Source organism: Castellaniella denitrificans, from assembly GCF_042653765.1.
GTDB lineage: Bacteria > Pseudomonadota > Gammaproteobacteria > Burkholderiales > Burkholderiaceae_B > Castellaniella > Castellaniella denitrificans.
On record NZ_JBHSEZ010000004.1, the window covers coordinates 20,638 to 43,581 of the forward strand.

At 70.4% G+C, this 22,944-nt stretch carries 17 protein-coding genes, 1 pseudogene and 2 riboswitches; of the genes and pseudogenes, 6 read left to right on the forward strand and 12 right to left on the reverse strand.

Going from position 1 to position 22,944, the window contains the following annotated elements; translation table 11 throughout:
- From hda to ACFO27_RS06185, 5 genes are all read left to right on the forward strand, one after another.
- Positions 1 to 738: a DnaA regulatory inactivator Hda gene (gene hda / locus ACFO27_RS06165; protein WP_376816545.1), complete on the forward strand. Its 738-nt coding sequence runs from the start codon at positions 1 to 3 to the stop codon at positions 736 to 738.
- Positions 735 to 1,439, forward strand: coding sequence for an HAD family hydrolase (locus ACFO27_RS06170; RefSeq protein ID WP_323025402.1), 705 nt, complete (start codon positions 735 to 737; stop codon positions 1,437 to 1,439). The genes hda and ACFO27_RS06170 overlap by 4 nt, the downstream gene beginning before the upstream one ends.
- A gap of 39 nt (positions 1,440 to 1,478) precedes the next feature.
- The gene (gene pcnB, locus ACFO27_RS06175; protein ID WP_323025401.1) at positions 1,479 to 2,873 is read left to right on the forward strand and encodes a polynucleotide adenylyltransferase PcnB; all 1,395 of its coding nucleotides are present in this window, start codon (positions 1,479 to 1,481) and stop codon (positions 2,871 to 2,873) included.
- A 53-nt stretch (positions 2,874 to 2,926) separates the two neighbouring features.
- Positions 2,927 to 3,439: a 2-amino-4-hydroxy-6-hydroxymethyldihydropteridine diphosphokinase gene (locus tag ACFO27_RS06180; RefSeq protein WP_376816546.1), complete on the forward strand. Its 513-nt coding sequence runs from the start codon at positions 2,927 to 2,929 to the stop codon at positions 3,437 to 3,439.
- A gap of 100 nt (positions 3,440 to 3,539) precedes the next feature.
- Positions 3,540 to 4,049, forward strand: coding sequence for a dihydrofolate reductase (locus ACFO27_RS06185; RefSeq protein WP_376816547.1), 510 nt, complete (start codon positions 3,540 to 3,542; stop codon positions 4,047 to 4,049).
- Positions 4,050 to 4,136: 87 nt separating this feature from the next.
- On the opposite strand, the gene ACFO27_RS06190 is transcribed toward ACFO27_RS06185, so the two are convergent.
- From ACFO27_RS06190 to apbC, 12 genes and pseudogenes are all read right to left on the reverse strand, one after another.
- Positions 4,137 to 4,352, reverse strand: a complete 216-nt coding sequence (locus ACFO27_RS06190; protein ID WP_323025398.1) for a tautomerase family protein — start codon at positions 4,350 to 4,352, stop codon at positions 4,137 to 4,139.
- Between the two features lie 163 nt (positions 4,353 to 4,515).
- Positions 4,516 to 5,410, reverse strand: a pseudogene (locus tag ACFO27_RS06195) (PDDEXK nuclease domain-containing protein).
- Between the two features lie 227 nt (positions 5,411 to 5,637).
- Positions 5,638 to 8,517 carry an aminomethyl-transferring glycine dehydrogenase gene (gcvP, locus tag ACFO27_RS06200; protein ID WP_376816548.1) on the reverse strand — a complete coding sequence of 960 codons (2,880 nt, stop codon included), beginning with the start codon at positions 8,515 to 8,517 and terminating at the stop codon, positions 5,638 to 5,640.
- A gap of 45 nt (positions 8,518 to 8,562) precedes the next feature.
- On the reverse strand, positions 8,563 to 8,934 hold the full coding sequence (gene gcvH / locus ACFO27_RS06205; protein ID WP_376816549.1) for a glycine cleavage system protein GcvH: 372 nt from the start codon (positions 8,932 to 8,934) through the stop codon (positions 8,563 to 8,565).
- A gap of 61 nt (positions 8,935 to 8,995) precedes the next feature.
- Positions 8,996 to 10,078, reverse strand: coding sequence for a glycine cleavage system aminomethyltransferase GcvT (gene gcvT, locus ACFO27_RS06210; protein WP_376816550.1), 1,083 nt, complete (start codon positions 10,076 to 10,078; stop codon positions 8,996 to 8,998).
- Between the two features lie 42 nt (positions 10,079 to 10,120).
- Positions 10,121 to 10,225: riboswitch (glycine riboswitch) on the reverse strand.
- Between the two features lie 12 nt (positions 10,226 to 10,237).
- A riboswitch (glycine riboswitch) is annotated at positions 10,238 to 10,334 on the reverse strand.
- Positions 10,335 to 10,439: 105 nt separating this feature from the next.
- The gene (locus ACFO27_RS06215; protein ID WP_376816551.1) at positions 10,440 to 11,624 is read right to left on the reverse strand and encodes a CaiB/BaiF CoA transferase family protein; all 1,185 of its coding nucleotides are present in this window, start codon (positions 11,622 to 11,624) and stop codon (positions 10,440 to 10,442) included.
- A 49-nt stretch (positions 11,625 to 11,673) separates the two neighbouring features.
- A complete protein-coding gene (locus ACFO27_RS06220; protein WP_376816552.1) occupies positions 11,674 to 12,966 on the reverse strand; it encodes a BaiN/RdsA family NAD(P)/FAD-dependent oxidoreductase in 1,293 nt (430 codons plus the stop codon).
- Positions 12,967 to 12,971: 5 nt separating this feature from the next.
- Positions 12,972 to 15,236, reverse strand: coding sequence for an Orn/Lys/Arg family decarboxylase (locus ACFO27_RS06225; protein WP_376816553.1), 2,265 nt, complete (start codon positions 15,234 to 15,236; stop codon positions 12,972 to 12,974).
- Positions 15,237 to 15,241: 5 nt separating this feature from the next.
- Positions 15,242 to 15,805 (reverse strand): dCTP deaminase, encoded by a 564-nt coding sequence (dcd, locus tag ACFO27_RS06230; RefSeq protein ID WP_269357875.1) that lies wholly within the window; start codon positions 15,803 to 15,805, stop codon positions 15,242 to 15,244.
- A gap of 69 nt (positions 15,806 to 15,874) precedes the next feature.
- Positions 15,875 to 19,504: a translocation/assembly module TamB domain-containing protein gene (locus ACFO27_RS06235; protein ID WP_376816554.1), complete on the reverse strand. Its 3,630-nt coding sequence runs from the start codon at positions 19,502 to 19,504 to the stop codon at positions 15,875 to 15,877.
- Positions 19,501 to 21,348 carry an autotransporter assembly complex protein TamA gene (locus ACFO27_RS06240; RefSeq protein ID WP_376816555.1) on the reverse strand — a complete coding sequence of 616 codons (1,848 nt, stop codon included), beginning with the start codon at positions 21,346 to 21,348 and terminating at the stop codon, positions 19,501 to 19,503. Before ACFO27_RS06240 ends, ACFO27_RS06235 begins: the two co-directional genes overlap by 4 nt.
- A gap of 35 nt (positions 21,349 to 21,383) precedes the next feature.
- Complete coding sequence (apbC, locus tag ACFO27_RS06245; protein WP_376816556.1) at positions 21,384 to 22,469, reverse strand: iron-sulfur cluster carrier protein ApbC; 1,086 nt, start codon at positions 22,467 to 22,469, stop codon at positions 21,384 to 21,386.
- Between the two features lie 187 nt (positions 22,470 to 22,656).
- Here apbC and ACFO27_RS06250 point away from each other — a divergent pair, with 187 nt between their 5' ends.
- Positions 22,657 to 22,929, forward strand: coding sequence for a hypothetical protein (locus ACFO27_RS06250; RefSeq protein WP_376816557.1), 273 nt, complete (start codon positions 22,657 to 22,659; stop codon positions 22,927 to 22,929).
- The last annotated feature ends 15 nt before the right edge of the window (positions 22,930 to 22,944 follow it).

Below are 22,944 nucleotides of genomic sequence, written 5' to 3' on the forward strand. Positions count from 1 at the left end.
ATGACGCAAGACCGGATACCGCCTTCCACGCAGCCCCAGGCGCAGCAGTTGCTGCTCGACATCCTGCCGGGCACGATGCCGTCGCTGGACGGTTTCGTGGCCGGCGCGAACCAGGCCGCGCTGGAAGCCGTGCGGGGGCTTGCGCCCGGCCGCGCCGTGTACCTGTGGGGCGGCGTCGGCTCGGGACGCAGCCACCTGCTGCGCGCCCGGGCGCAGGGCGCGGGCTGCCATTACCTGGACGCGCGCTCCCCGGCGCAGCGGCTGCACGCCCTGGCCACCGACGAGGACCAGGCCCTGTCCCTGGTGGCGGTGGACGACGTCGCCGACCTGAACCCCGCCGCCCAGGCCGCGCTGTTCGCCCTGTTCAACCGCTGGCGCACCGCCGCCGGCACGCCGGGCGCCTTCGCCCTGCTGACGGCGGGCGACCGCGCGCCCCTGACCATGCCCCTGCGCGAGGACCTGCGCACCCGCCTGGGCTGGGACCTGGTCTACCGCCTGGAGCAGCTGTCCGACGAGGACCGCGCCCAGGCCCTGCGCGACCGCGCCCAGCAGCGCGGGCTGCAGCTGTCCGACGAGGTCCTGCGCTGGATCCTGACCCGCTGCGACCGCGACATGGAACGCCTGGCGGCGCTGGTCGACACCCTGGACCAGTATTCCCTGGCCCGCCACCGCCCCATCACCCTGCCCCTGCTGAAAGACCTGCTGGCCGACGCGCCGGCCACCCCGAGGAACCCATGACCCCGCCGACCCACCTGGCCCTGTTCGACCTGGATCACACCCTGCTGCCCTTCGACAGCGACTACCAATGGGCCGAATTCCTGGCGCGCACCGGCCGGGCCGGCGATCCGGAGCAGGCCCGCCGCCGCAACGACGACCTGATGCGCCGCTACAACGAGGGCACCCTGTCCGCCGAGGAGGCCGCCGATTTCATGCTGGGCTTGCTGCGCCTGGGCCCGCCCGAGGAGCTCGGCCGCTGGCATCTCGACTACATGGCCGAGGTCGTCGAGCCGGGCATCCTGCCCGCCGCGCGCGAACTGGTCGCGGAACACCGGGACCGCGGCGGGCTGTGCGCCATCGTCACGGCCACCAACGCCTTCGTCACCGCCCCCATCGCCCGGGCGCTGGGTGTCGAGCACCTGATCGCCACCATTCCGCAGCGCGACGCGCACGGCGGCTACACGGGCCGCATCGAAGGCACGCCCAGCTTCAAGGCGGGCAAGGTCCTGCGCGTGCGCCAATGGCTGCTGGACCAGGGGCGGCAACTGGAGGACTTCGACGAATCCTGGTTCTACAGCGACTCCATGAACGACCTGCCCCTGCTGGAGGCCGTGACCCACCCGGTGGCCACCAACCCCAGCCCGGCGCTGCGCGAAACCGCCGCCGGCCGGGGCTGGCGCATCCTCGATCTGTTCGGCGACCTGCGGGACACGAAATCCTGAGCGGGGACAGCGGCGATACAAAGCCTTAAAATACGCGCCATGCTCAAGCAGACCATCAAGAATTTCGTCTCGCGCCTGTTCGCGACCCCGCCCAGCGGCCCGGTGCGCCTGTCGCGCGACAAGCACGGCATCGACCGGCGCCTGGTGTCGCGGCACGCCATCAAAGTCTGCGAAGTCCTGAACCAGCACGGTTTCGACGCCTACATCGTGGGCGGCGCGGTGCGCGACCTGATCGTCGGCCTGGAACCCAAGGACTTCGACGTCGCCACCAACGCCACGCCCAACCAGGTGCGGCCGCTCTTCCGGCGCGCCCGGATCATCGGCCGGCGCTTCCAGCTGGTGCACGTGGTGTTCGGCCAGGAAATCATCGAAACCTCGACCTTCCGCGCGCCGTCCTCCGGCAACCAGGAAACCGACGAGCACGGCCGCATCCTGCGCGACAACGAATTCGGCACGCACGAGGAAGACGCCGCGCGCCGGGACTTCACCATCAACGCCCTGTACTACGACCCCCTGAAGGAAGAAGTCATCGACTTCCACCAGGGGGTGGCGGACCTGAAGAACCGCGTGGTGCGCATGATCGGCGACCCGGAAACACGCTTTCGCGAGGATCCGGTGCGCATGCTGCGGGCGCTGCGCTTCCAGGCCAAGCTGGGCGCGCGCATCGACCCGGCCACCGAAGCCCCGATCAGCCGGCTGGCGCCGCTCATCGAGCACGTTCCGGCCTCGCGCCTGTTCGACGAGACGCTGAAGCTGCTGACCTGCGGCCACGCCATGGACTGCCTGCGCGAACTGCGCCGCTCGGGCCTGATGAAGAGCCTGATCCCGCTGATCGACCGGATCTTCGAGGAAGACGGCGGCGAGGCCTTCGTGGAAATCGCCCTGTCGCGCACCGACGCCCGGGTGCGGGCGGGCAAGCCCGTCAGCCCCAGCTTCCTGTTCGCCGCCCTGCTGTGGCGGCTGGTGCAGAAACGCTGGTCCGCCCTGGTCGCCCAGGGCACGCAGCGCAACGAGGCCCTGATCCACGCCGCCGACTCGGTGATCGAGGAACAGATGGACAAGCTCGCCATCCAGCGCCGCCACCAGGCCGACATGCGCGAGATCTGGCTGATGCAGGCCCGCTTCGAGCGCGCCACGGTGCGCTCGATCTGGCGCATGATGGAACAGCCGCGCTTCCGCGCCGCCGTGGATTTCCTGCAGCTGCGGGCCGAGGCGCGCGAAGTCGACAGCGTCCTGGCTCAATGGTGGATGGACCTGTCCGACAGCAACGACGAGCGCCGTTCGCAGATGATCGACGCCTGGCAGGCGGGCCACGCGGGCGCCCGCCGCGCGGGCTCCGGCGCGACCCGCAAGCGCCGCCGCCGGCGCAGTCCGTCCGCGGGCGCGGACGGCCAGTCCGCGCAGGCCGCCTCGCCGGACGGCGGCGACGCCTGAACGGCCTTCATCGATCCGGCGCCCGGCATGCCGGCCGCGGCGCGCCAGCGACCATGAGCCCTTCCGTCCCACCCCTCGTCCTCACGCCCGTCCTGGCCTACGTCGGCCTGGGCGCCAACCTGGGCGAGGCCGCCGGCACCGTGCGCCGGGCGGCGGCCGAGCTGGCCGCCGTGCCGGGCGTGTCCGGCCTGCGGATGTCGCCCCTGTACGGCACCGCGCCGGTGGATTCCTCCGGTCCGGACTACGTCAACGCCGTGGCCGGACTGGAGACGACGCTGCCGCCGCTGGAGCTGCTGGCGGCGCTGCAGGCCATCGAACGGCGCCACGGCCGGGAACGCCCCTACCGCAACGCCCCGCGCACCCTGGACCTGGACCTGCTGCTGTATGGCGGCCAGGCCATCGACCTGCCCTCCCTGACGGTGCCCCACCCCCGCATGCACGAACGCGCCTTCGTCCTGCGCCCCCTGATGGACCTGGCGCCCGGCCTGGTGCTGGCCCAGGGCGGACTGGCCGGATTGCTGGCCCGCTGCGCGGACCAGGCGATCCGGCGGCTAGGGAGCCTCTGAGCAAGTCCTCGCCGCTGCGGCAGCCTGAAACCGCCGCTGCCGGACCCGCCGGCGCGCGTGGTTTACACTGGCGCGCATTGTCTTTACGGAGCCCCTCGCCATGCCGCCCCATCCCCCCATCCGCCTGGTCGTCGCCTACACCGACAACCGCGTGATCGGCCGCGACGGCGCCATGCCCTGGCGCCTGCCGGCCGACCTGGCGCACTTCAAGCGCAGCACCCTGGGCCATCCCATCGTCATGGGACGCAAGACCTGGCTGTCCCTGGGGCGCCCCCTGCCCGGCCGCCGGAACCTGGTGCTCAGCCGCGATCCGGCCTTCGCCGCGCCCGGCGCCGAATGCCACGCCACCCTGGAAGCCGCCCTGGACAGTTGCGCGCGGGCCGATCTCGTCTGCGTCATCGGCGGCGAGCAGATCTTCCGCCTGGCCCTGCCGCTGGCCGACGAGCTGATCGCCACGGAAATCCATGCCGACCTGGACGGCGATACCTGGTTCCCCGAATTGCCCGCCGGGCACTGGCGGGAAACCGAGCGCCTGCCGCAGCCGCCGGAAAACGGCCTGGCCTACGATTTCGTCACCTACCGGCGCGTCCCGGGGACCAAGGCCGCCTGAACGGCGAGCGCCCGCGTCGCGGCGTGCATGCCGCTCCGATTCACCGGATGCGGGCCGGTCCGCGGGGCCCGCGCCCCGCCCGGGGGCTCACTGCCCGGCCGCTTTGGCGCGCGCCCGGATCGTCGTCACCGTCTCGCCCGCGATCCCCCAGTTGTCGGTGTCGACTTCCTCGATCACCACGAAGGTGGTCTTGGGGTTCTTGCCCAGCACGTCCACCAGCAGCTGCGTGGCGCCCTCGATCAGGCGGGCCTTCTGCTCGGCGGTGGCGCCTTCGCGGGTGATCTTGATGTTGACGTAGGGCATGAGGCGGTCTCCGTGGCCATTGAATGAAAAGAGGTGATGCCGAACCATTCGTGCACATTGCGCGAAGCCCTGCACCACATAAGGAACGGTAGATTAGCTCTTTTTTCGAGCCGATTTGTCGTGCAGCGCGCATCGCGAGTCCGACGGCTCACCCGCCGCGTGACTATGGCCCACCCACCTTGTCGGCATGCACGCCGCGAGATTCGAGCTGCCGGCGCGTGTTCTCCAACTCTTTTTGCAACAGCTCCGCATCCGGCAGCACCGTGCGGTAGTTGGCCGCCATCACCTGAGTCGGCAAGCCATCCAGCGCATAACGTGCCAGGGCATGCCCCTTGTCCGCGCACAGGATCAATCCCACCGGCGGATTCTCATCCGGGTAGGCCCAATGCACCTTGGCATAGTTGCAGTACATGTGCATCTGGCCCACGTCGGCATGGGTCAGGCCGCCGAGCTTCAGGTCGACGATGACCAGGCAATGCAACTTGCGATGGAACAACAGCAGGTCCACCCGATACCATGTCTGGTCGATACGCAGACGGCGCTGACGGCCGACAAAGGCAAACCCGCCGGTCGAGCTGGCGCACGCTCCAGCCGCCGCGCAGGGCTTCGGCCTCGTAGAACTGGCGGGCATGGTCATCCTTGACCGACAGCAGCCGGACGTAAGCCGACCACGGCAGCGTGAACGCCTGGGCCAGCTCGGACAGGCTCAAATTCCCAGACACTGTCTGGGAAATCTGGGGCCAGGGGTATGCGAGGAAGAAACGCCGCATGCTTTCCAGGTTGTTGACGCCGAACCCGCGCCCGAATCGAGCCGTCAGATCGACAGACAACCGCTCCATCAACTGCTCGCCGTAGCCGGCCCGCCGCTTCCCTTTCTGCTCGGCCTCGACAATCCGACGACCGACCTCCCAATAGCTGGCCGTCATCAAGGCGTTGACGCTGCGCGCCGCCGCCTGGCGTGTAGCGTCGAGCAACGCGACGATGCCGCCATGGATGCCGACATAGCCGACCGGCAAGGCGGCGGGTTTTCCAGCCACTGAAGGCGTCTTCCTCGTCATGCGGTCATTCCTCCACGAAACGGGGTATCGACGATCATCGAGGCCAACTCGTCACCCGTCCAACCGCCTGGCGCACCAGGCCACCCCCGGCACGAACATAGCGCATGAACCCCACCGAGGTCTTGTGGAGTGAGACAAAAAAACCCGGCGATCCGCGCAATGCGGAACTCGCCGGGTGGGGCAATGCGATCGGCCCCAGCCTGTGAAGGCCGGGCCGGGAACGGCGGTCAGGCCGTGACGGGCTCGGCGGCGTAGGACTCCACCGGCGGGCAGGCGCAACTGAGGTTGCGGTCGCCCCAGGCGTTGTCCACCCGCGCGACCGGCGGCCAGTACTTGCGCGCCGCCATGCCGGGCAGCGGGAAGGCCGCCTGTTCGCGCGTGTACGGATGCTTCCAGTCCTGGACCAGCAGCGTGGCCGCCGGGTGCGGGGCGTTGACCAGCAGGTTGTCGTCGGCCGGCTGCTCGCCGCGCTCGACAGCGGCGATTTCCTGGCGGATGGCGATCATCGCGTCCACGAAGCGGTCCAGCTCGTCCAGGCCCTCGGACTCGGTCGGCTCGACCATCAGCGTGCCGGCCACCGGGAAGCTCATGGTGGGGGCGTGGAAGCCGTAGTCCATCAGGCGCTTGGCGATGTCCTCGGCGCCGATGCCGCTGGCGTCCTTGATCGGGCGGATGTCCAGGATGCACTCGTGCGCCACTCGGCCGTTGGCCCCGGCGTACAGGATCGGATAGTGCGGCGCCAGGCGCGCGGCCAGGTAGTTGGCGTTGAGGATGGCGACCTGGGTGGCGCGGCGCAGGCCTTCGGCCCCCATCATCATGATGTACAGGGTCGAGATCGGCAGGATGCTGGCCGAGCCGTAGGGCGCGGCCGACACCGGGCCGGACTGGCCGGCCGGCAGGCGGCCGTCCTCGCCCACCAGGCCGGGCAGGTAGGGAGCCAGGTGCGCGCGCACCGCCACCGGGCCGACGCCCGGACCGCCGCCGCCGTGCGGGATGCAGAAGGTCTTGTGCAGGTTCAGGTGCGACACGTCGGAGCCGAAGCGGCCCGGCTGGGCGACGCCCACCATCGCGTTCATGTTGGCACCGTCCAGGTAGACCTGGCCGCCGGCCTCGTGGACCAGGTCGCAGATTTCCGTGACCGTGGTCTCGAACACGCCGTGCGTGGACGGATAGGTGATCATCAGGGCGGCCAGCCGGTCGCCCACCTGGGCGATCTTCGCCCGCAGGTCGGCCATGTCGATGTTGCCGTTGTCGTCCGAGGCCACGACCACCACGTCCATGCCCGCCAGGTGGGCCGAGGCCGGGTTGGTGCCGTGCGCCGAGGCCGGGATCAGGCAGACGTTGCGCTGGTGCTCGCCGTTGGCCTGGTGGTAGCCGCGGATCGCCAGCAGGCCGGCGTATTCGCCCTGGGCGCCGGAATTGGGTTGCAGGCTGACGCGGTCGTAGCCGGTGATCTCGCACAGCGCGGCGCACAGGCGCTCGATCATTTCCTGGTAGCCCTGCGCCTGGCCGGCGGGAGCGAACGGATGCATGTGGCCGAATTCGGGCCAGGTCACCGGGATCATTTCCGCCGTGGCGTTGAGCTTCATGGTGCAGGAGCCCAGCGGGATCATGGTGCGGTCCAGGGCCAGGTCCTTGTCGGACAGGGCGCGCAGGTAGCGCAGCATGTCGGTTTCGGACTTCACGCGCGAGAAGGCCGGATGCGCCAGGATGGCGCCCTGGCGGCGCAGGGCCGCCGGGATGCCGTCGGTCCCGGCCGAGAAATCGGGCGCGACGCGCGCCACGCCCATGCCGGCCGCCAGCGCGCCGACCAGGGTCTCGATGTCCTGGGCGCCGACGGTCTCGTCCAGGGACAGGGCGACGTGGGTGTCGTCCACGCGACGCAGGTTCATGCCGCCGTCCACCGCCGCGTCCAGCACCGCCTGGGTGCGCGCGCCGGTTTCCAGGTGCAGGGTATCGAAGAAGGTGTCGTTGCAGACCTTCAGGCCCATGGCGCGCAGGGCGCCGGCCAGCTGGCCGGTGTGCGTGGCCACGCGCCGGGCGATGCGGGCGATGCCCTGGGGACCGTGCCACACGGCGTACATGGCGGCCATCACGGCCAGCAGCACCTGCGCGGTGCAGATGTTGGACGTGGCCTTTTCACGGCGGATGTGCTGTTCGCGGGTCTGCAGCGCCAGACGCAGGGCCGGTTCGCCGCGCGCGTCCTGGGACACGCCCACCAGGCGGCCGGGCAGGTTGCGCTTGTAGGCGTCCTTGCAGGCCATGAAGCCGGCGTGCGGACCGCCGTAGCCCATGGGCACGCCGAAGCGCTGGGCCGAGCCCACCGCGATGTCGGCGCCCCATTCGCCGGGAGGAGCCAGCAGCGCCAGGGCCAGCAGGTCCGTGGCCACGGCGACGATGGCGCCGGCGGCATGGGCCTGCTCGGCCAGGGCGCGATAGTCGGCCACGCCGCCCAGGCTGTGCGGATACTGCAGCAACACGCCGAAGCATTCGGGCAGACCGTCGGCCTCGTCGCCGATCACCAGTTCGATGCCCACCCCGGCCGCGCGCGTGCGCAGGACTTCCAGGGTCTGGGGATGGACGTGGACGGACACGAAGAAGCGGTCGGACTTGGCGCGCGAGACACGGCGCGCCAGGGTCATGGCTTCCGCCGCGGCCGTGGCCTCGTCGAGCAGCGACGAGTTGGCGATGTCCAGCCCCGTGAGATCGGTGATCATGGTCTGGAAGATCAGCAGGGCTTCCAGGCGGCCCTGGGAGATTTCCGGCTGGTACGGCGTGTAGGCGGTGTACCAGGCGGGGTTTTCCAGGATGTTGCGCAGGATCACGTGCGGCACGTAGGTGCCGTAGTAGCCCTGGCCGATGTAGCTGCGCAGGATCTGGTTGCGGCCGGCGACGGCCTTCAGGTCCGCCAGCGCCTCCACCTCGCTCATCGGACCGGGCAGGTCCAGGTACGGGGCTTCGGACAGGATGTTTTCCGGCACGACCTCGCCGATCAGGGCGTCCAGGCTGGATGCGCCGATGGCCGCCAGCATGGCGCGCTGGTCGGCTTCGGACGGCCCGATGTGGCGGGCGATGAATTCGGAATGCGTGGCGGAATCGCGCGGCATGGGGTTCTCCGGGGTGGATCCGAGTGAATCAGGGTGTGGCGGGGATCAGGACTGGGCCTCGTAGGCGGCGGCGTCCATCAGGGTGTCGGCGTCGGCGGCGTTGTCGGGCTTGATCTTGAAGATCCACTGGTCGTAGGCGGCTTCGTTGATCAGGGCGGGCTGGTCGTTCAGGGCCTCGTTGAAGGCGACGATCTCGCCGGCCACCGGCGCGTAGATGTCGGAGGCGGCCTTGACGGACTCGACCACGGCGGCGGTGTCGCCGGCGGCCAGATGCGCGCCGACCTGGACGTCGCCGACGAAGACCAGGTCGCCGAGCTGGTCCTGGGCGTCGTCGGTGATGCCGACCAGGAAGCAGTCGCCGTCGGCCTTGACCCATTCGTGGGAGGCCGTGTATTTGCGGTCGTTGGGAATGGACATGATGTACCCCGTTGTCAGTGGTGGAGAATCGGAAGGGAAAGGGATGGGACGGCGCTTGCGGTCAGACCAGGGCCTGGCCGTTGCGCACGAAGGGCGGGCGCACGATCTCGGCGGGCAGCCATTTGCCGCGGATCTCGACCTCGGCCCGGTCGCCCGGCGCCGAGCCGGCCGGCACGCGGGCCAGGCCGATGGAGAAGCCCAGCGTGGGCGCCATGGTGCCGCTGGTGAGCTCGCCTTCGCCCTGGGCGGTGCGGACCTTCATGTGGCTGCGCATGATGCCGCGCTCGAGCAACTTCAGGCCGACCAGCTCGCGGGCCTTCGAGGCGGATTCCAGGGCGGCGCGGCCGATGAAGCCGCGGGACTCGTCCTTGAACGAAACGGTCCAGGCCAGGCCGGATTCCAGGGGATGGACGGTCTCGTCCATGTCCTGGCCGTAGAGGTTCATGCCGGCTTCCAGGCGCAGGGTGTCGCGCGCGCCCAGGCCGCAGGGCCGCACGCCGGCCTGCGTCAGGGCGTCCCAGAAGGCCTTGACGGCGGTGGCGGACAGGACGATCTCGAAGCCGTCCTCGCCGGTGTAGCCGGTGCGCGCCACCAGGGTGTTCTCGTCGATGAGCGTGCCGGTGAAGGGCTTGAGGTCCTGGGTGGCGGGCTTCCAGTCGGGATGCACGGACCAGACGGCCTCGCGGGCGGCCGGGCCCTGGACGGCCACCATGGCCAGGTCGCGCCGGGGGGTGATCGTGACGCCGAAGGGCTCGGCCTGCTGGCGCATCCAGGCGAGGTCCTTGTCGGCCGTGCCGGCGTTGACGACGATACGCCAACGGTCGGAGGCGAAGAAATAGACGATCAGATCGTCGATGACGCCGCCATCGGGGCGCAGCATGCAGGAATACAGGGCCTTGCCCGGCGCGCCAGCGATCTTGGCCACGTCGTTGGCCAGCAAGTGGCGCAGGAAATCGGGGGCGGACGCGCCCGCGACGTCGACGTTGAGCATGTGGGAGACGTCGAACATGCCGGCGGCGCGGCGCACGGCGTGGTGCTCTTCGAGCTGCGAACCGTAGGCCAGAGGCATGTCCCAGCCGCCGAAATCGACGATCTTGGCGCCCAGGGCGACGTGGGTTTCGTACAGGGGGGTTTGCGCGGGCATGGAAACTCCGGACGAGGAAAAGGGGCGGCATGGGGATGCCGGCAGCGCCCTTCTGTCCTTTTGCCTGAGAGTTGCCCCGCACTGCAGGGGGTTCACCTTCGGCGCCCGCGCCCGGATCGGGGGGCGGGTCTCTCCAGAATGCTGCGATGCGATGACGGCATCATGCGGATGGTACGGGGTGCCTGAGCGATTCCGGGCGAATTGCGCCTTCGGCGGCCGCCCGATGCGCGGGGCGGCGCTCTCCCACCCGCATCGGGTGACAGCAAGGGTGAAGCATACTCTGAAACGGGGCGATTCAACAATCACCCGTTGGCACCCTGCCGACGCCGCGACAGCGCCCCCGGGACGCCCCGCCGGACCCTCAGATGAACCCCTGTTCCCGCCAGCGGGCGCGCGTGCCGGCGTCCACGCCCAGCCGCTCCAGCACCGCGTCGGTATGCTCGCCCAGGGCGGGCGCGCGCGACCGGACATCGCCCGGGGTGGCGGACAGCTTCGGCACGATCCCGGGCACCTGGCAGGGCGTGCCGTCGGGCAGCGGCTGGTCCAGGATCATGTCGCGCGCGCGGTAGTGCGGATCGGCGGCGATGTCGGCGATGTCGTAGATGCGCCCGGCCGGAATGCGCGCCGCGTTGAGGATTTCCAGGACCTCGTCCTGGGTGCGCGACGCGGCCCAGTCGCCGATGGCGCCGTCGATGCGGTCCACCTGGGCCACGCGCCCGGCATTGTGCGCCAGGTCCGGGTCGTTGCCCAGGTCCTCGCGGCCGATGGCCTGCATCAGGCGCCGGAAGATGCTGTCGCCGTTGCCGGCGATCAGCACGTAGCCGTCGCGGCAGGCGTAGGCGTTGCTGGGCGCGATGCCCGGCAGGCTGCTGCCGGCCGGCTGGCGGACCTCGCCGAACACGGCATATTCGGGCAGCAGGCTTTCCATCATGTTGAAGACCGACTCGTACAACGCCACGTCGACCATCTGGCCCACGCCGTCGCGGTCGCGCGCTCGCAGCGCCAGCAGCACGCCGATGACGCCGTGCAGGGCCGACAGGGAATCGCCGATGGACACGCCCACGCGCACCGGTGTGCGGCCCGGCTCGCCGCTGAGATGCCGCAGGCCGCCCATGGCCTCGGCCACCACGCCGAAGCCGGGCCGATCGCGGTAGGGGCCGGTCTGGCCGTAGCCCGAGACGCGCAGCATGACCAGGCGCGGGTTGACCGCGCGCAGGTCGTCCCAGCCCAGGCCCCAGGATTCCAGGGTGCCCGGCTTGAAGTTCTCGACCACCACGTCGCATTCGGCCGCCAGGCGGCGCACCCAGGCCTGGATTTCCGGCTGGCGCAGGTCCAGGGTCACGGACTGCTTGTTGCGCGACTGCACCTGCCACCAGACCGAGGTGCCCTCGTGCAGCAGCCGCCAGTTGCGCAGGGGGTCGCCCTGGCCCGGCGGCTCGATCTTGATGACCTCAGCACCGAATTCGCCCAGGATCTTGGCGGCAAACGGCCCGGCGATGAGCTGGCCCATTTCCAGCACCCGGATCCCTTCCAGGGGTTTGTGCATGTCTGTCCTCCTCGTGCGGGAACCATTCTATCGCCCCCGCGCCGCCCGCTCAGCCCGCCGCCAGCGCCCGCCCGCAGGCCACTCCCGAAGACCAGGCCCACTGGAAGTTGTAGCCGCCCAGCCAGCCGGTAACGTCCACCGCCTCGCCGATCACGTGCAGGCCCGGGCAGCGGCGCGATTCCAGGCTGCGCTGGTCGAGCTCGTCGGTGTCCACGCCGCCGCTCATGACTTCGGCTTTTTTATAGCCCGCGGTGCCCGTGGGCCACAGGGTCCAGCCATGGATGCGCGCGCCCAGGGCGCGCAGGCGGCGGTCGGGCGCGTCGGCCAGGCGCAGGCCGCCCAGGCCCGCCAGCTCGTCCGCGTCCACCCCGCCGCTTGCGGCCGCCCCCTCGCCCGCCGCGTCGGCGGTCCCCAGCCAGGCCTCGGCCAGCCGCCGGGGCCAGACCTGGGCCAGCGCGGCGGCCACGGTCTGGCGGCCGCCGGCCTTGGCGGCCACCAGGGCCTCGGCCATGTCGCGGCCGGGCGACAGGTCGACGCGGATCGGATCGCCGGGACGCCAATGACTGGAAATTTGCAGAATGCCCGGTCCCGACAGGCCGCGATGGGTGAACAGCAGATCCTCCAGGAACTCGGCGCGCATCGGGCGGCGGGACCGCTTCCCGCCCCCTCCGGGCGCGGCGGCCTCGTGCGACAGGCGCACTTCCAGGGACACGCCGGCCAGGGCCGCGTAGGGCCGCCACTGCTCCGCGTCGAAGGTCAGCGGCACCAGCGCCGGACGCGGCTCGACGATGCGCAGGCCGAACTGGCGCGCGATCCGCAGGCTGAAGTCGGTGGCGCCCAGCTGCGGGATCGCCATGCCGCCGGTCGCCAGCACCAGCCGCGCGGCCCGGATCGGCCCCGAGTCGGTGTCCAGCCGGAAGCCGTCCGCTTCCCGGGCCACGGCCCGGACCGCGCAGGGCATGCGCCACCGCACCCCGCCCGCCTCGCATTCGCGGCGCAGCACCTGAATGATGGATTCGCTGGAATCGTCGCAGAACAGCTGGCCCCGGTGCTTTTCATGCCAGGACACGCGATGCGCGCGCAGCAGGTCGAGGAAGTCGCCCGGCCCGTAGGCCCGCAGGGCGGAACGGCAGAAATCGGGGTTGCGCGACAGGAACTGCGTGGGGCTGGCGCCCAGGTTGGTGAAATTGCAGCGCCCGCCCCCGGAGATGCGGATCTTTTCCGCCAGCCGTTCGGCGTGGTCGATCAGGACCACCCGCAGGCCGCGTTGCGCCGCCACGGCGGCGGTCATCATGCCGGCCGCGCCGGCGCCCACGACCGCCGCGTCGAAACGTTCCCCCACGAAGATCAGGCGCCTTCGCGGATGCAGTCCACGTAGTAATGCCGCCGGCCCTGCTCGTCGGTCTCGTAGGCCAGCCCGTGGACGTCGGTCTCGAAGCCCGGGAACTGCTGGTTGAATTCCTGGGTGAACTTCAGGTAATCGACGATGTCGCGGTTGAAGCGCTCGCCCGGGATCAGCAGCGGGATGCCCGGCGGATAGGGCGTCAGCAGCACCCCGGTGACACGGCCTTCGAGCCGGTCGACCGGTACCCGCTCGACCTCGCGGTGGGCCATGCGCGCGTAGGCGTCGGCCGGGCGCATGGCCGGCACCATGTCGCTGAGATACACCCGCGTGGTCAGGCGCGCGAAATCGTAGTGGCGGTAGGCCTCGTGGATCCGCTGGCACAGGTCGCGCAGGCCCATGCGCTCGTAGCGCTTGTGGGCGCGGCTGAATTCGGGCAGCACGCGCCACAGGGGCTGGTTGCGGTCGTAGTCGTCCTTGAACTGCTGCAGGGCGGTCAGCAGCGTGTTCCAGCGGCCCTTGGTGATACCGATGGTGAACAGGATGAAGAAGGAATACAGGCCGGTCTTTTCCACCACCACGCCGTGCTCGACCAGGTAGCGCGAGACCAGCGCCGCCGGGATCCCGGAATCGGCGAAGGTGCCCGAGATGTCCAGCCCCGGCGTCACCACCGTGGCCTTGATCGGATCGAGCATGTTGAAGCCTTCGGCCAGGTCGCCGAAGCCGTGCCATTCGTCGCCCGAGCCCAGCACCCAGTCTTCTCGATTGCCGATGCCCTCGGGCACTAGGCGGTTGGGGCCCCAGACCTTGAACCACCAGTCGTTCTTGCCGAACTCGGACTCGACCTTGCGCATGGCGCGGCGGAAATCCAGGGCCTCGCGGATGGATTCCTCGACCAGGGCCGTGCCGCCCGGGGGTTCCATCATCGCCGCCGCCACGTCGCAGGACGCGATGATGGCGTACTGCGGCGAGGTCGAGGTGTGCATCAGGAACGCCTCGTTGAAGATGTTGCGGTCGAGCCGGCGCGATTCGCAGTCCTGCACCACGATCTGCGAGGCCTGCGACAGGCCCGCCAGCAGCTTGTGCGTGGAGTGCGTGGCGTAGATCATCGTGTCCTTGCTGCGCGGCCGGTTCGGGCCGATGGCGTGCATGTCCTCGTAGAACTCGTGGAAGGCGGCGTGCGGCAGCCAGGCCTCGTCGAAATGCAGGGTGTCGATTTCCGAGCCGAGCTTTTCCTTGATCATCTCGACGTTGTAGATCACACCGTCGTAGGTGCTCTGGGTCAGCGTCAGGATGCGCGGGCGCTTGTTGGCGGCCTCGCGCGCGAAGGGGTTGGCCTCGATCTTCCTGCGGATGTTCTCCGGATCGAATTCTTCCAGCGGGATCGGGCCGATGATGCCCAGGTGGTTGCGCGTGGGGCGCAGGAACACCGGGATGGCGCCGGTCATGGTGATGGCATGCAGGATCGACTTGTGGCAGTTGCGGTCCACCACCACCACGTCGCCCGCGGCCACGTTGGCGTGCCAGACGATCTTGTTGGACGTGGAGGTGCCGTTGGTGACGAAGAAGCAGTGATCGGCGTGGAAGATGCGCGCCGCGTTGCGCTCGGATTCGGCCACCGGGCCGGTGTGGTCCAGCAGTTGGCCCAGCTCGTCGACCGCGTTGCAGACGTCGGCGCGCAGCATGTTCTCGCCGAAGAACTGGTGAAACATCTGCCCCACGGGGCTCTTCAGGAAGGCCACCCCGCCCGAGTGCCCGGGGCAGTGCCAGGAATAGGAACCGTCGGAGGCGTATTCCAGCAGTTCGCGGAAGAACGGCGGCGGCAGGCTGTCCAGGTAGGCGCGGGCCTCGCGGATGATGTGGCGCGCGACGAATTCCGGCGTGTCCTCGAACATGTGGATGAAGCCGTGCAGTTCGCGCAGGATGTCGTTGGGGATGTGCTGCGAGGTGCGCGTTTCCCCGTACAGGTAGATGGGGATGTCCTCGTTGCGGAAGCGCAGCTCGCCGATGAAGGCGCGCAGGTTCTTGATCGCGTTGGCGACGTCTTCCGGGGAATCCTCGTCGAACTCCTCGTCGTCGATCGACAGGATGAAGGCGCTGGCGCGGCTTTGCTGCTGCGCGAAGGAGCTGAGGTCGCCGTAGCTGGTGACCCCCAGGACCTCGACGCCCTCGGCCTCGATGGCCGCCGCCAGGGCGCGGATGCCGAAGCCCGAGGCGTTCTCGGAGCGATAGTCTTCGTCGATGATGACGATGGGGAAACGAAATTTCATGATGGCTAGGTGCGCGGCAGCGTGACCCCTTGCTGGCCCTGGTACTTGCCGCCCCGGTCGGCGTAGGAGGTCTCGCAGACCTCGTCGCTTTCGAAGAACAGCATCTGGGCGCAGCCCTCGCCCGCGTAGATCTTCGCCGGCAGGGGGGTGGTGTTGGAGAATTCCAGCGTCACGTGGCCTTCCCATTCGGGTTCCAGCGGCGTGACGTTGACGATGATGCCGCAGCGGGCGTAGGTGCTTTTCCCCAGGCACACGGTCAGCACGGAACGCGGGATGCGGAAGTATTCGACCGTGCGTGCCAGGGCGAAGGAGTTGGGCGGGATGATGCACACGTCGCCCTGGAAATCCACGAAGGACTTCTCATCGAAGGCCTTGGGGTCGACGATGGTGGAGTTGATGTTCGTGAAGATCTTGAATTCATTGGCGCAGCGCACGTCGTAGCCGTAGCTGCTGGTGCCGTAGCTGACGATCCGCTGGCCGTCGACCGAGCGCACCTGGCCGGGCTCGAAGGGTTCGATCATGCCGGCCTGCGCGGCGCGCCGGATCCAGCGGTCGTTTTTGATGCTCATGGGCGCCCTCTGTTCAAAGTTGCGGTATTTTAAGGCACATCCACGGCACGCGGCGGGCCGGGGCGCCGATCAGTCCATCGAGAACCAGCGATAGACCAGCGCCAGGCCGCTGACGGTGCCCGTGGTCACCTCGGCCTGCAGGCCACGCATCAGTTTGTAGCTCAGCCGCGCCACGGTGCCAGTCTGCGCCAGGGCCTGCTCCAGGCTCAGCCTGAGGTCGTCGGTCAGGGTCTTGCCCGCCAGGACGAAACGCTGCTCGATGGGGCTGGCTCCCGCGTCCAGCCCACCGACCACGCTCTCGACCGGCAGGATGCTGCCGGTGCTGCCCAGCTCGCCCGAGCGCATGCTCAGCTCGTCCAGGCCGAAGCGCTTGTAGAACGGCTCGCCGCCCGACAGGAAGGAACTGCCCACCGAGAACAGCAGCGACATGTCCGCGCCGCCCTGGTCCGGACCGTGGCCCAGCAGCAGCCAGGACAGCTTTTCGGTTTCGCTGACTTCGGGAATCGACATCAGGTCGATGCGCGGGCGCCGGGCGGTGCCGGCCACCCGGACCCCGGCCTGGACCGCCACGTCGGTGCGCAGGGCCTGGATGTCGAGCACGGGGTTGGCCACGTCTCCCTGGAAGGTGATGGTGCCGCGACGCAGCTGCAGGTGCTGGCCGTAGGTGTTGATGGCGCCGCCGCGGGTGCGCAGCTGGCCCAGCGCCGTGAGCTTGCCGTCGCTCAGATGCAGATCCATGCTGCCGACCAGCCCCGAGTCCAGGCCGAAGCCGGTCAGGTAGAAGCGCGGCCCCAGGTCGACGGTCAGGTCGGCCCGCAGGTCCAGCGGCGGCGATGCGTCCAGGCACGGGCCGGCCGGCGTCCCGCGGTCCGCACGCGGCGGATCCGGGCGGGCGGCCGACGGGCGGGCGTCGGACGGGCCGGCGGGCGGCGGGGCGGCCGCACAATCCAGGGAAGCCGCCGTCTCCCCCGGCTTGAGGATCACCACGTCGCCGTCCAGGGACGGGATGGCGTTGAGCATGTCCAGGTCGAACCAGCCGGCGTCGGCCGTGATCTTGCCGCCGATGCGGATTTCCGGCAAGGTCGCCCGGACCTGGAGGCCGCCGCTGATCATGGCGTAGCGATCGGCGCGCTGCAGGATCGGATAGCGCCGGAAGGCGACGTCCGCCTGGCCTTCGCCCTCGATCAGGTCCCAGGCACCCGACAGGTCCAGGTCGCCGCCCTGGGCGTCCGGATTCTCCGCGATCCAGGTGGCGGTGCGCCATTCCTTGGGAACGACCCGGCGCACCGCCGGAAAGCGCAGGTGGTCCAGCAGCACCCGGGTGCCGTCGAAATGGGCCCGCAGGGTCCCGTCCAGCAGCCGCACGCCCTGGTCGGCGATCAGCAGGCGCAGGTCGTCGCCGCGCAGCGGGCCGGACAGCGTCCAGTGCCCATCCGGCCGGCTGCGGCCCTGGATGTCGGCCTGCAGGGTGCCGCCGATTTCCATTTCTCCGCCCAGCAGCAGGTTCACCCAGGCCAGGTCCTCGGACCGGGCCTCGAAGCGCAGGTGGCGCTCGTCCTGCGACCGCAAGGCCAGGCCGCCTCCCGGGGTGGCATGGATCGGCGTGTCGGCCCGCAGGCGCATGCTGCCCATCTCGCGCGTGCGCACCTGGAGGTCGGCGTCGGCGCGGCTGAGGCCGGCGCCGACGCGGCGGATGGCGATGTCCAGGCGGGCGTCTTCCAGGCCCAGTTCGATGGGCACGTCGCCGGGCACGGTCAGGTCGCCGCCCTGGCGGGCCAGGCGGATGTCGCCGCTCAGGGCGCCGTCGAACTTCAGGTTCCAGTCCAGGCTCGCGTCCAGGCGGCTGCGCCGCGCCTGTTCGGACAACTGGGTACGCACCCCGCCCTGCCGCGCGGCGGCGCGGCCCAGCCAGGCCTGCAGCCGGGTGATGCGTTCCGGCGTGACGGTCAGCGGATCGATGCGGCCGCGCGTTTCCCAGCGCCCCGGTCCGCCGGCCGAGGCCTGGTGATGCACGCTGAGCAGGGATTCCCCGTCCAGCGCCAGCCCGAGGTCCGCCTGGCCGACCTGCCAGCCGCCTTCGGCATCGAGCGCCAGCGGCACCGCCGCCTTGCTTTCCAGGACCAGGCCGGCGTGCTCGGCCCGCAGGGCGGTGAGCCGGCCGCGCCAGCCCTGCGCCTGCGTCCAGCCGCCCCCGAAAGCCAGGTCTAGGCTCATGGGGGCCCGGCCGGGAATGCCGTCGCGGGCGTCCGGCGGCGCATAGCGGGCTTTCAGGCGGCCCCGGTGATCAGCCAGGGGGCCGGAAACGTCGAGATCCAGCTCCGCCCCGCCCGGCAGGCCGGGCCACAGCGCCGCCAGGGCCGGCAGCCGGGCCTGCAGCGCCAGCCGGTTGGCGTCCGCCGCCGCGTCCCCGCCGGCGCGGATGCGGTCCGGCCCCAGGGTCAGGTCCACGTCCAGGCCCGCCGCCCGCAGGCCGAGCAGATCCGCCGGTCCCGCCGCGCGCGCGTCGAACAGCGCGCCGCCCGCCCGCGACAGGCGCTCCAGCCGGATCTTCCCCGACAGGGGCTGGCCGTTCCAGCGGTTGGGGCCGTCGAACACCAGATCCAGGCCCAGGTCCTGCAGCCGCTGCCCGGCATCCAGGCGCGCCCGCAGTTCGCCCTTCAGGTTGAGCAGCGCCGGCCCCAGGCCCGAGGGCAGCCAGGGATCCGGACGCAGCTGCCGCACGGACCATTGCGCGCGGACCGGCCGCAGGCCGTCCGCCCCCGGCGCTTCCGGACGGACGTCGAGCGTCACGCGGGTGTCGCCCGGCAGGCGCAGATCGGCCTGCGCCGCGCCCAGGGGGAAGGACTGGTTGGGCCGGATGTCGGCCTGGGCCTGCAGTTCCAGGCCTTCGCCCCGTCCGCTGGCCTGCAGGTGCAGGGCCTGCAAGGTCCCGGCCAGGCGCAGCTCCAGATCGATCCGGCAGTCCGCCCCGGGCGGTTCGCCGCCGGATTCCCCGCTGCCGGCTCCCAGCAGCCGCCGCAGGCAGACCGGCGACTGCGCGCTGCGGTCCTGGGCGGACCCGTGCAGATTGAGCTCGAAGGGCCAGGGCGCCGCCAGCCCGCGCAGGGCCAGGTTGCCGTCGAACTTCAGCAGCGTGTCCCGATGCGCGGCCTGCAGGTGATCCAGCGTCACGGTGGCCGTATGGGCATCCAGCGTCAGGGCGGTCGATACGGACAGCAGATCGACGGGCAGCGGCTCCCCGTCGATGCGCAGGCCCAGGCCCCCCAGCGCCAGCCGGTCCACCCGCAGGCCCAGCGGCAGCGCCGGCATCCGGAAAGGTTCATCGGAGGCGGGCTCGGCGGCGGACGGCGCGGTGCGCAAGGCCACGTCCACGCGCACGGCCGACAGGTCGTTGATGTGCAGGCGGCGGTCCAGCAGTTCCGGCCAGAGCGCCTTGAGGTGCAATCCGGTCACGCGCACATCCACGTCGGGCAGGGCGATCGACAGGCCTTCGACGTACAGCCCCCGGGCCAGGGTGCCGCGCACGCCATGGGCCTCGCCGCCCAGCTGGACGGCCGCCGTGCGCAACAGCCAGCGGGTGCCCGTGGCGCTGGAGACGCACCAGGCGGCGAAGCCCATGGCCAGCAGCAGCGCCAGCACGATGGGCGGCAGCCCCCAGAGTCCGAAGGCCCGCAGGCCGCGCCAGATACGCCCCCTCAAAACGCGATCCCCAGGGAGAACTGCAGCCGCAGGCGACGGTCCTTCTGCGCCCAGGCCAGGTCGACGAAGAACGGTCCGGCCGGGGTGCGCACCGCCAGGCCGGCCCCGTAGCCCAGGTGCCAGTCGAACTGGCCGAAGGATTCGGCCGCGTCCCCGGCGTCGACGAACAGGTTGGCGCCCAGGACGTCGGTGAAATAGTGCGTGTATTCGACGCTGGCCACGCCCAGCACGGGGGCGCCGATGACGGCGTCGCCGCGCTCCAGGCCGATGCTCTGGTAGCGATAGCCCCGGATGCTGCGCGATCCGCCGGTGCGCCAGGAGAAATCCTGCGGCAGGCGGTCGGTGCGCGACCAGACCTTGCCGACCTCGCCGCGCACGGTCAGCACGTCGCGCTCGCCAATCGGCCACCACCGCTGGGCGCGCAGGCTGCTGCGATAGAAGGCCTTGCCGTCATCCAGGGTCGTGCCCGCGCCCAGGCCGAATTCGATCAGGTTGCCTTCGCGCGGGTTGTATTTCGAGTCCACGTCGCGGCGCAGCCACTGCCAGGTGGCCGCCCAGCTGGGGACCTCGTAGCGCGAGTCGCCGGAAATGCGGGTCTTGTCATAGGACGCCAGCGCGCCCCAGCGGACCTCGTATTCGACGCGGCTGTCGCCGGCCGCCTTGCGCGTCTGGCTGCGCTTCCAGCCCACGCCCGCGCGGCTGGTTTCCAGGCCCTCGACGTCCGAATGGTCGTACAGCAGGCCGAAACTGTCCTCGCTGCCGTCCATGCCGGGCGGCAGGTGCACGTCGAAGAAAGCGCGCTGCCGCTTCGTGTCGACCCCGGCGCCGGTCTCGATCCAGACCGGCAGGCCGTAGACGACGTTCTGGCGGTACAGGCCTTCCACCCGCACGCCGTAGTCGCTGTCCACGCCCAGCGAGCCGCTGGCGTAGCGGGCGGGGCCTTCGGTCACCTGGACGCGCACGGGCAGCGTGACGGGACCGTCGCCCTCGGGGCGCGGAGGCTGCGCGGCGGCTTGCGGGGCCGTGTCGGAGCCGGCGGACGCCCCGGCCGGCGCGGCGTCCGTTCCCTGCGCCCGCTGCGTCCCGTCGGCCAGCGTGACGAAGGCGCCGCGGAAGAAGGTGGTGGACTGCAGGGCCTGCTGCCAGTCCTCCAGGCGCGTCTGGTCGTAGGCATCGCCCGGGTCATAGCGCACGTAGCGCCGGATCAGGGATTCGGGCACCCGCTTCAGGCCGACGATCTGCAGCTCGCCCAGGCGCACCGGCGGCCCGCTGTCGAGCGCGACGTCCAGGTCGGCCTTGGCGGCCTCGGGATCGACCGCCGCCCGGGTCTGCGCGTAGCGCGCGTAATAGAAGTCCTGCCGCGAGGCGGCGTCCAGCAGCTCGGTCTTGGCCCGGTTCCAGTCGTCGTTGATGAAGGGCATGCCCTGCTTGAGCAGCCAGGCGTCCCGCAGGGACTGGCGCCGGGACGCGTAGGCCTCCCCCGCGAGCGCGCCCTCGAAGCGCAGGCCGAGCTGGCGCACCCGGGCACGCTCGCCGGGGTCGATCGTGATGTCCCAGAACTCGCCGCCGTTCGCCGCGCCCGGCGTCACGTCCAGCGTGACGGTCGCCCCGAAGTAGCCCTGGGTCCGCAAGGCCGCCTGGGCCGCCTCCCAGGCCCGCCGCCGCAGCCGCGAGACCTCGCGCACGTCCTGGTCCTCGGTCAGGCGCGTGATGGCGCCGACCGCATCGGTAATGGCCTGTAACACCTTGGGCGGGGCGCCGCCGGGGTCGATGATGACTTCCGGGGGCACGGCCAGCGCGGGGGCGCAGATGAAGACCCCCAGGCCAAGCAGCGCCCGGCGCATCCCGGGAATGCTCCGAACGAACCGCCCGGCCGGCATCAGCTCGTGCGCGCCACGACCCGTGGCCGTGAGCCGGAATCGTCCAGCGGCTGCCCCGCCACGTGGATGGCCAGCTGGCGGGCGATGTCCTGGTAGCGGCGCGCGGCCTCGCCGTCGGGCGAAGCGACGACGCTGGGCCGGCCGGAGTCGGTTTCCTGGCGGATGTCGAGCTGCAGCGGCAGGGCCCCCAGCCAGGGCAGGTGATAGGTCGCCGCCAGCTGGCGGCCGCCGTCCTGGCCGAAGATCGGCTCGGCATGCCCGCAGTTGGAGCACACGTGGACGGACATGTTTTCAACGATCCCCAGCACCGGGACATCCACCTTCTGGAACATGATCAGGCCCTTGCGGGCGTCGGCCAGGGCCAGGTCCTGGGGGGTGGTGACGATGATCGCCCCCGTGAGCGGAACCTTCTGGGCCATGGTGAGGGCAATATCGCCCGTTCCCGGGGGCATGTCCACGATCAGGTAATCCAGATCGTTCCAATTCGTAAGCGACAGCAACTGGGTCAGGGCCTGCGTCACCATGGGGCCGCGCCAGATCGCCGGGCCGTCGTCGTCCATCAGGAAGCCGATGGAGTTGGCCTGCAGGCCGTGGCCGATCATGGGTTCCATGCTCTTGCCGTCGACGCTCTTGGGCTTGCCCGACAGGCCCAGCATGATGGGCACGCTGGGGCCGTAGATGTCGGCGTCCAGCAGGCCGACGCGCGCGCCCTGGCTGTGCAGCGCCAGGGCCAGGTTGACGGCCGTGGTGCTCTTGCCCACCCCGCCCTTGCCGGAGGCCACGGCGATGATGTTGCGCACGTTGTCCAGGGTGCGCAGCCCGCGCTGCACCGCGTGGGCGACGATCCGGGACTGGAATTCCAGCTTGCCGAGACGCGCCCCGGCCGCGTCCAGCGCGGCCCGGATGGCGGCGTCCAGGGCCTGCTCGCCATTGAACAAGGGATAGCCCAGGGTTACAGTGATGTCGAAGGCGTCGCCCGAGGCGGCGATCCGCAGGTCGGGTTCGGTCACCGCCAGCGTTTTCCGGGTATCGGGGTTGATGACCCTGGACAGGATCGTGCGGATGTCCTGTATCGTGGTAGCCATGATGAGAGATCGGGGTGAAAACAGTCGAAACCACAAGCATAGCGGATTCCCCTGGAAATCCGCCGATTGACCCCAATATGGATGTGATGGACGCGCCTCCCGGATCCGGCCGGCTGCCGCTTTCATCCGCCCGGCGCCCGACCGCGCCCCGCACGCAACCTTTTCCGGCTCCGGGAGTCCAAGCCTTATGAACCTGATCCAGCAAACCCTGCGCGCCGTCCTGTTTCTGATCCTCGCCTTCTTCGGCCTGGTGATGGCCTTCATCTTCATGGCCTCGACCGCCCTGGCGATCGGCGTGCTGTACATCGTCGCCCGGCTGCAAGGCCGGCCTTTTGGTGTGAAAGCCTACTGGGCGGAGCGCCGTCGGCCGTCCATGGCGCCGGGGGCCTGGTCCCGGACCGCCGGCCAGCCTGCGCGGGAGCGGGACGTGACGGATATCGAGATGCGCGAGATTCCGTGATTGACGGGCGCCTCC

Coding starts and splice junctions, on each gene's coding strand:
- hda (WP_376816545.1), top strand. CDS start 1: ATGACGCAAGACCGGATACCGCCTTCCACGCAGCCCCAGGCGCAGCAG.
- ACFO27_RS06170 (WP_323025402.1), top strand. CDS start 735: ATGACCCCGCCGACCCACCTGGCCCTGTTCGACCTGGATCACACCCTG.
- pcnB (WP_323025401.1), top strand. CDS start 1,479: ATGCTCAAGCAGACCATCAAGAATTTCGTCTCGCGCCTGTTCGCGACC.
- ACFO27_RS06180 (WP_376816546.1), top strand. CDS start 2,927: ATGAGCCCTTCCGTCCCACCCCTCGTCCTCACGCCCGTCCTGGCCTAC.
- ACFO27_RS06185 (WP_376816547.1), top strand. CDS start 3,540: ATGCCGCCCCATCCCCCCATCCGCCTGGTCGTCGCCTACACCGACAAC.
- ACFO27_RS06190 (WP_323025398.1), bottom strand. CDS start 4,352: ATGCCCTACGTCAACATCAAGATCACCCGCGAAGGCGCCACCGCCGAG.
- gcvP (WP_376816548.1), bottom strand. CDS start 8,517: ATGCCGCGCGATTCCGCCACGCATTCCGAATTCATCGCCCGCCACATC.
- gcvH (WP_376816549.1), bottom strand. CDS start 8,934: ATGTCCATTCCCAACGACCGCAAATACACGGCCTCCCACGAATGGGTC.
- gcvT (WP_376816550.1), bottom strand. CDS start 10,078: ATGCCCGCGCAAACCCCCCTGTACGAAACCCACGTCGCCCTGGGCGCC.
- ACFO27_RS06215 (WP_376816551.1), bottom strand. CDS start 11,624: ATGCACAAACCCCTGGAAGGGATCCGGGTGCTGGAAATGGGCCAGCTC.
- ACFO27_RS06225 (WP_376816553.1), bottom strand. CDS start 15,236: ATGAAATTTCGTTTCCCCATCGTCATCATCGACGAAGACTATCGCTCC.
- dcd (WP_269357875.1), bottom strand. CDS start 15,805: ATGAGCATCAAAAACGACCGCTGGATCCGGCGCGCCGCGCAGGCCGGC.
- ACFO27_RS06240 (WP_376816555.1), bottom strand. CDS start 21,348: ATGCGCCGGGCGCTGCTTGGCCTGGGGGTCTTCATCTGCGCCCCCGCG.
- apbC (WP_376816556.1), bottom strand. CDS start 22,469: ATGGCTACCACGATACAGGACATCCGCACGATCCTGTCCAGGGTCATC.
- ACFO27_RS06250 (WP_376816557.1), top strand. CDS start 22,657: ATGAACCTGATCCAGCAAACCCTGCGCGCCGTCCTGTTTCTGATCCTC.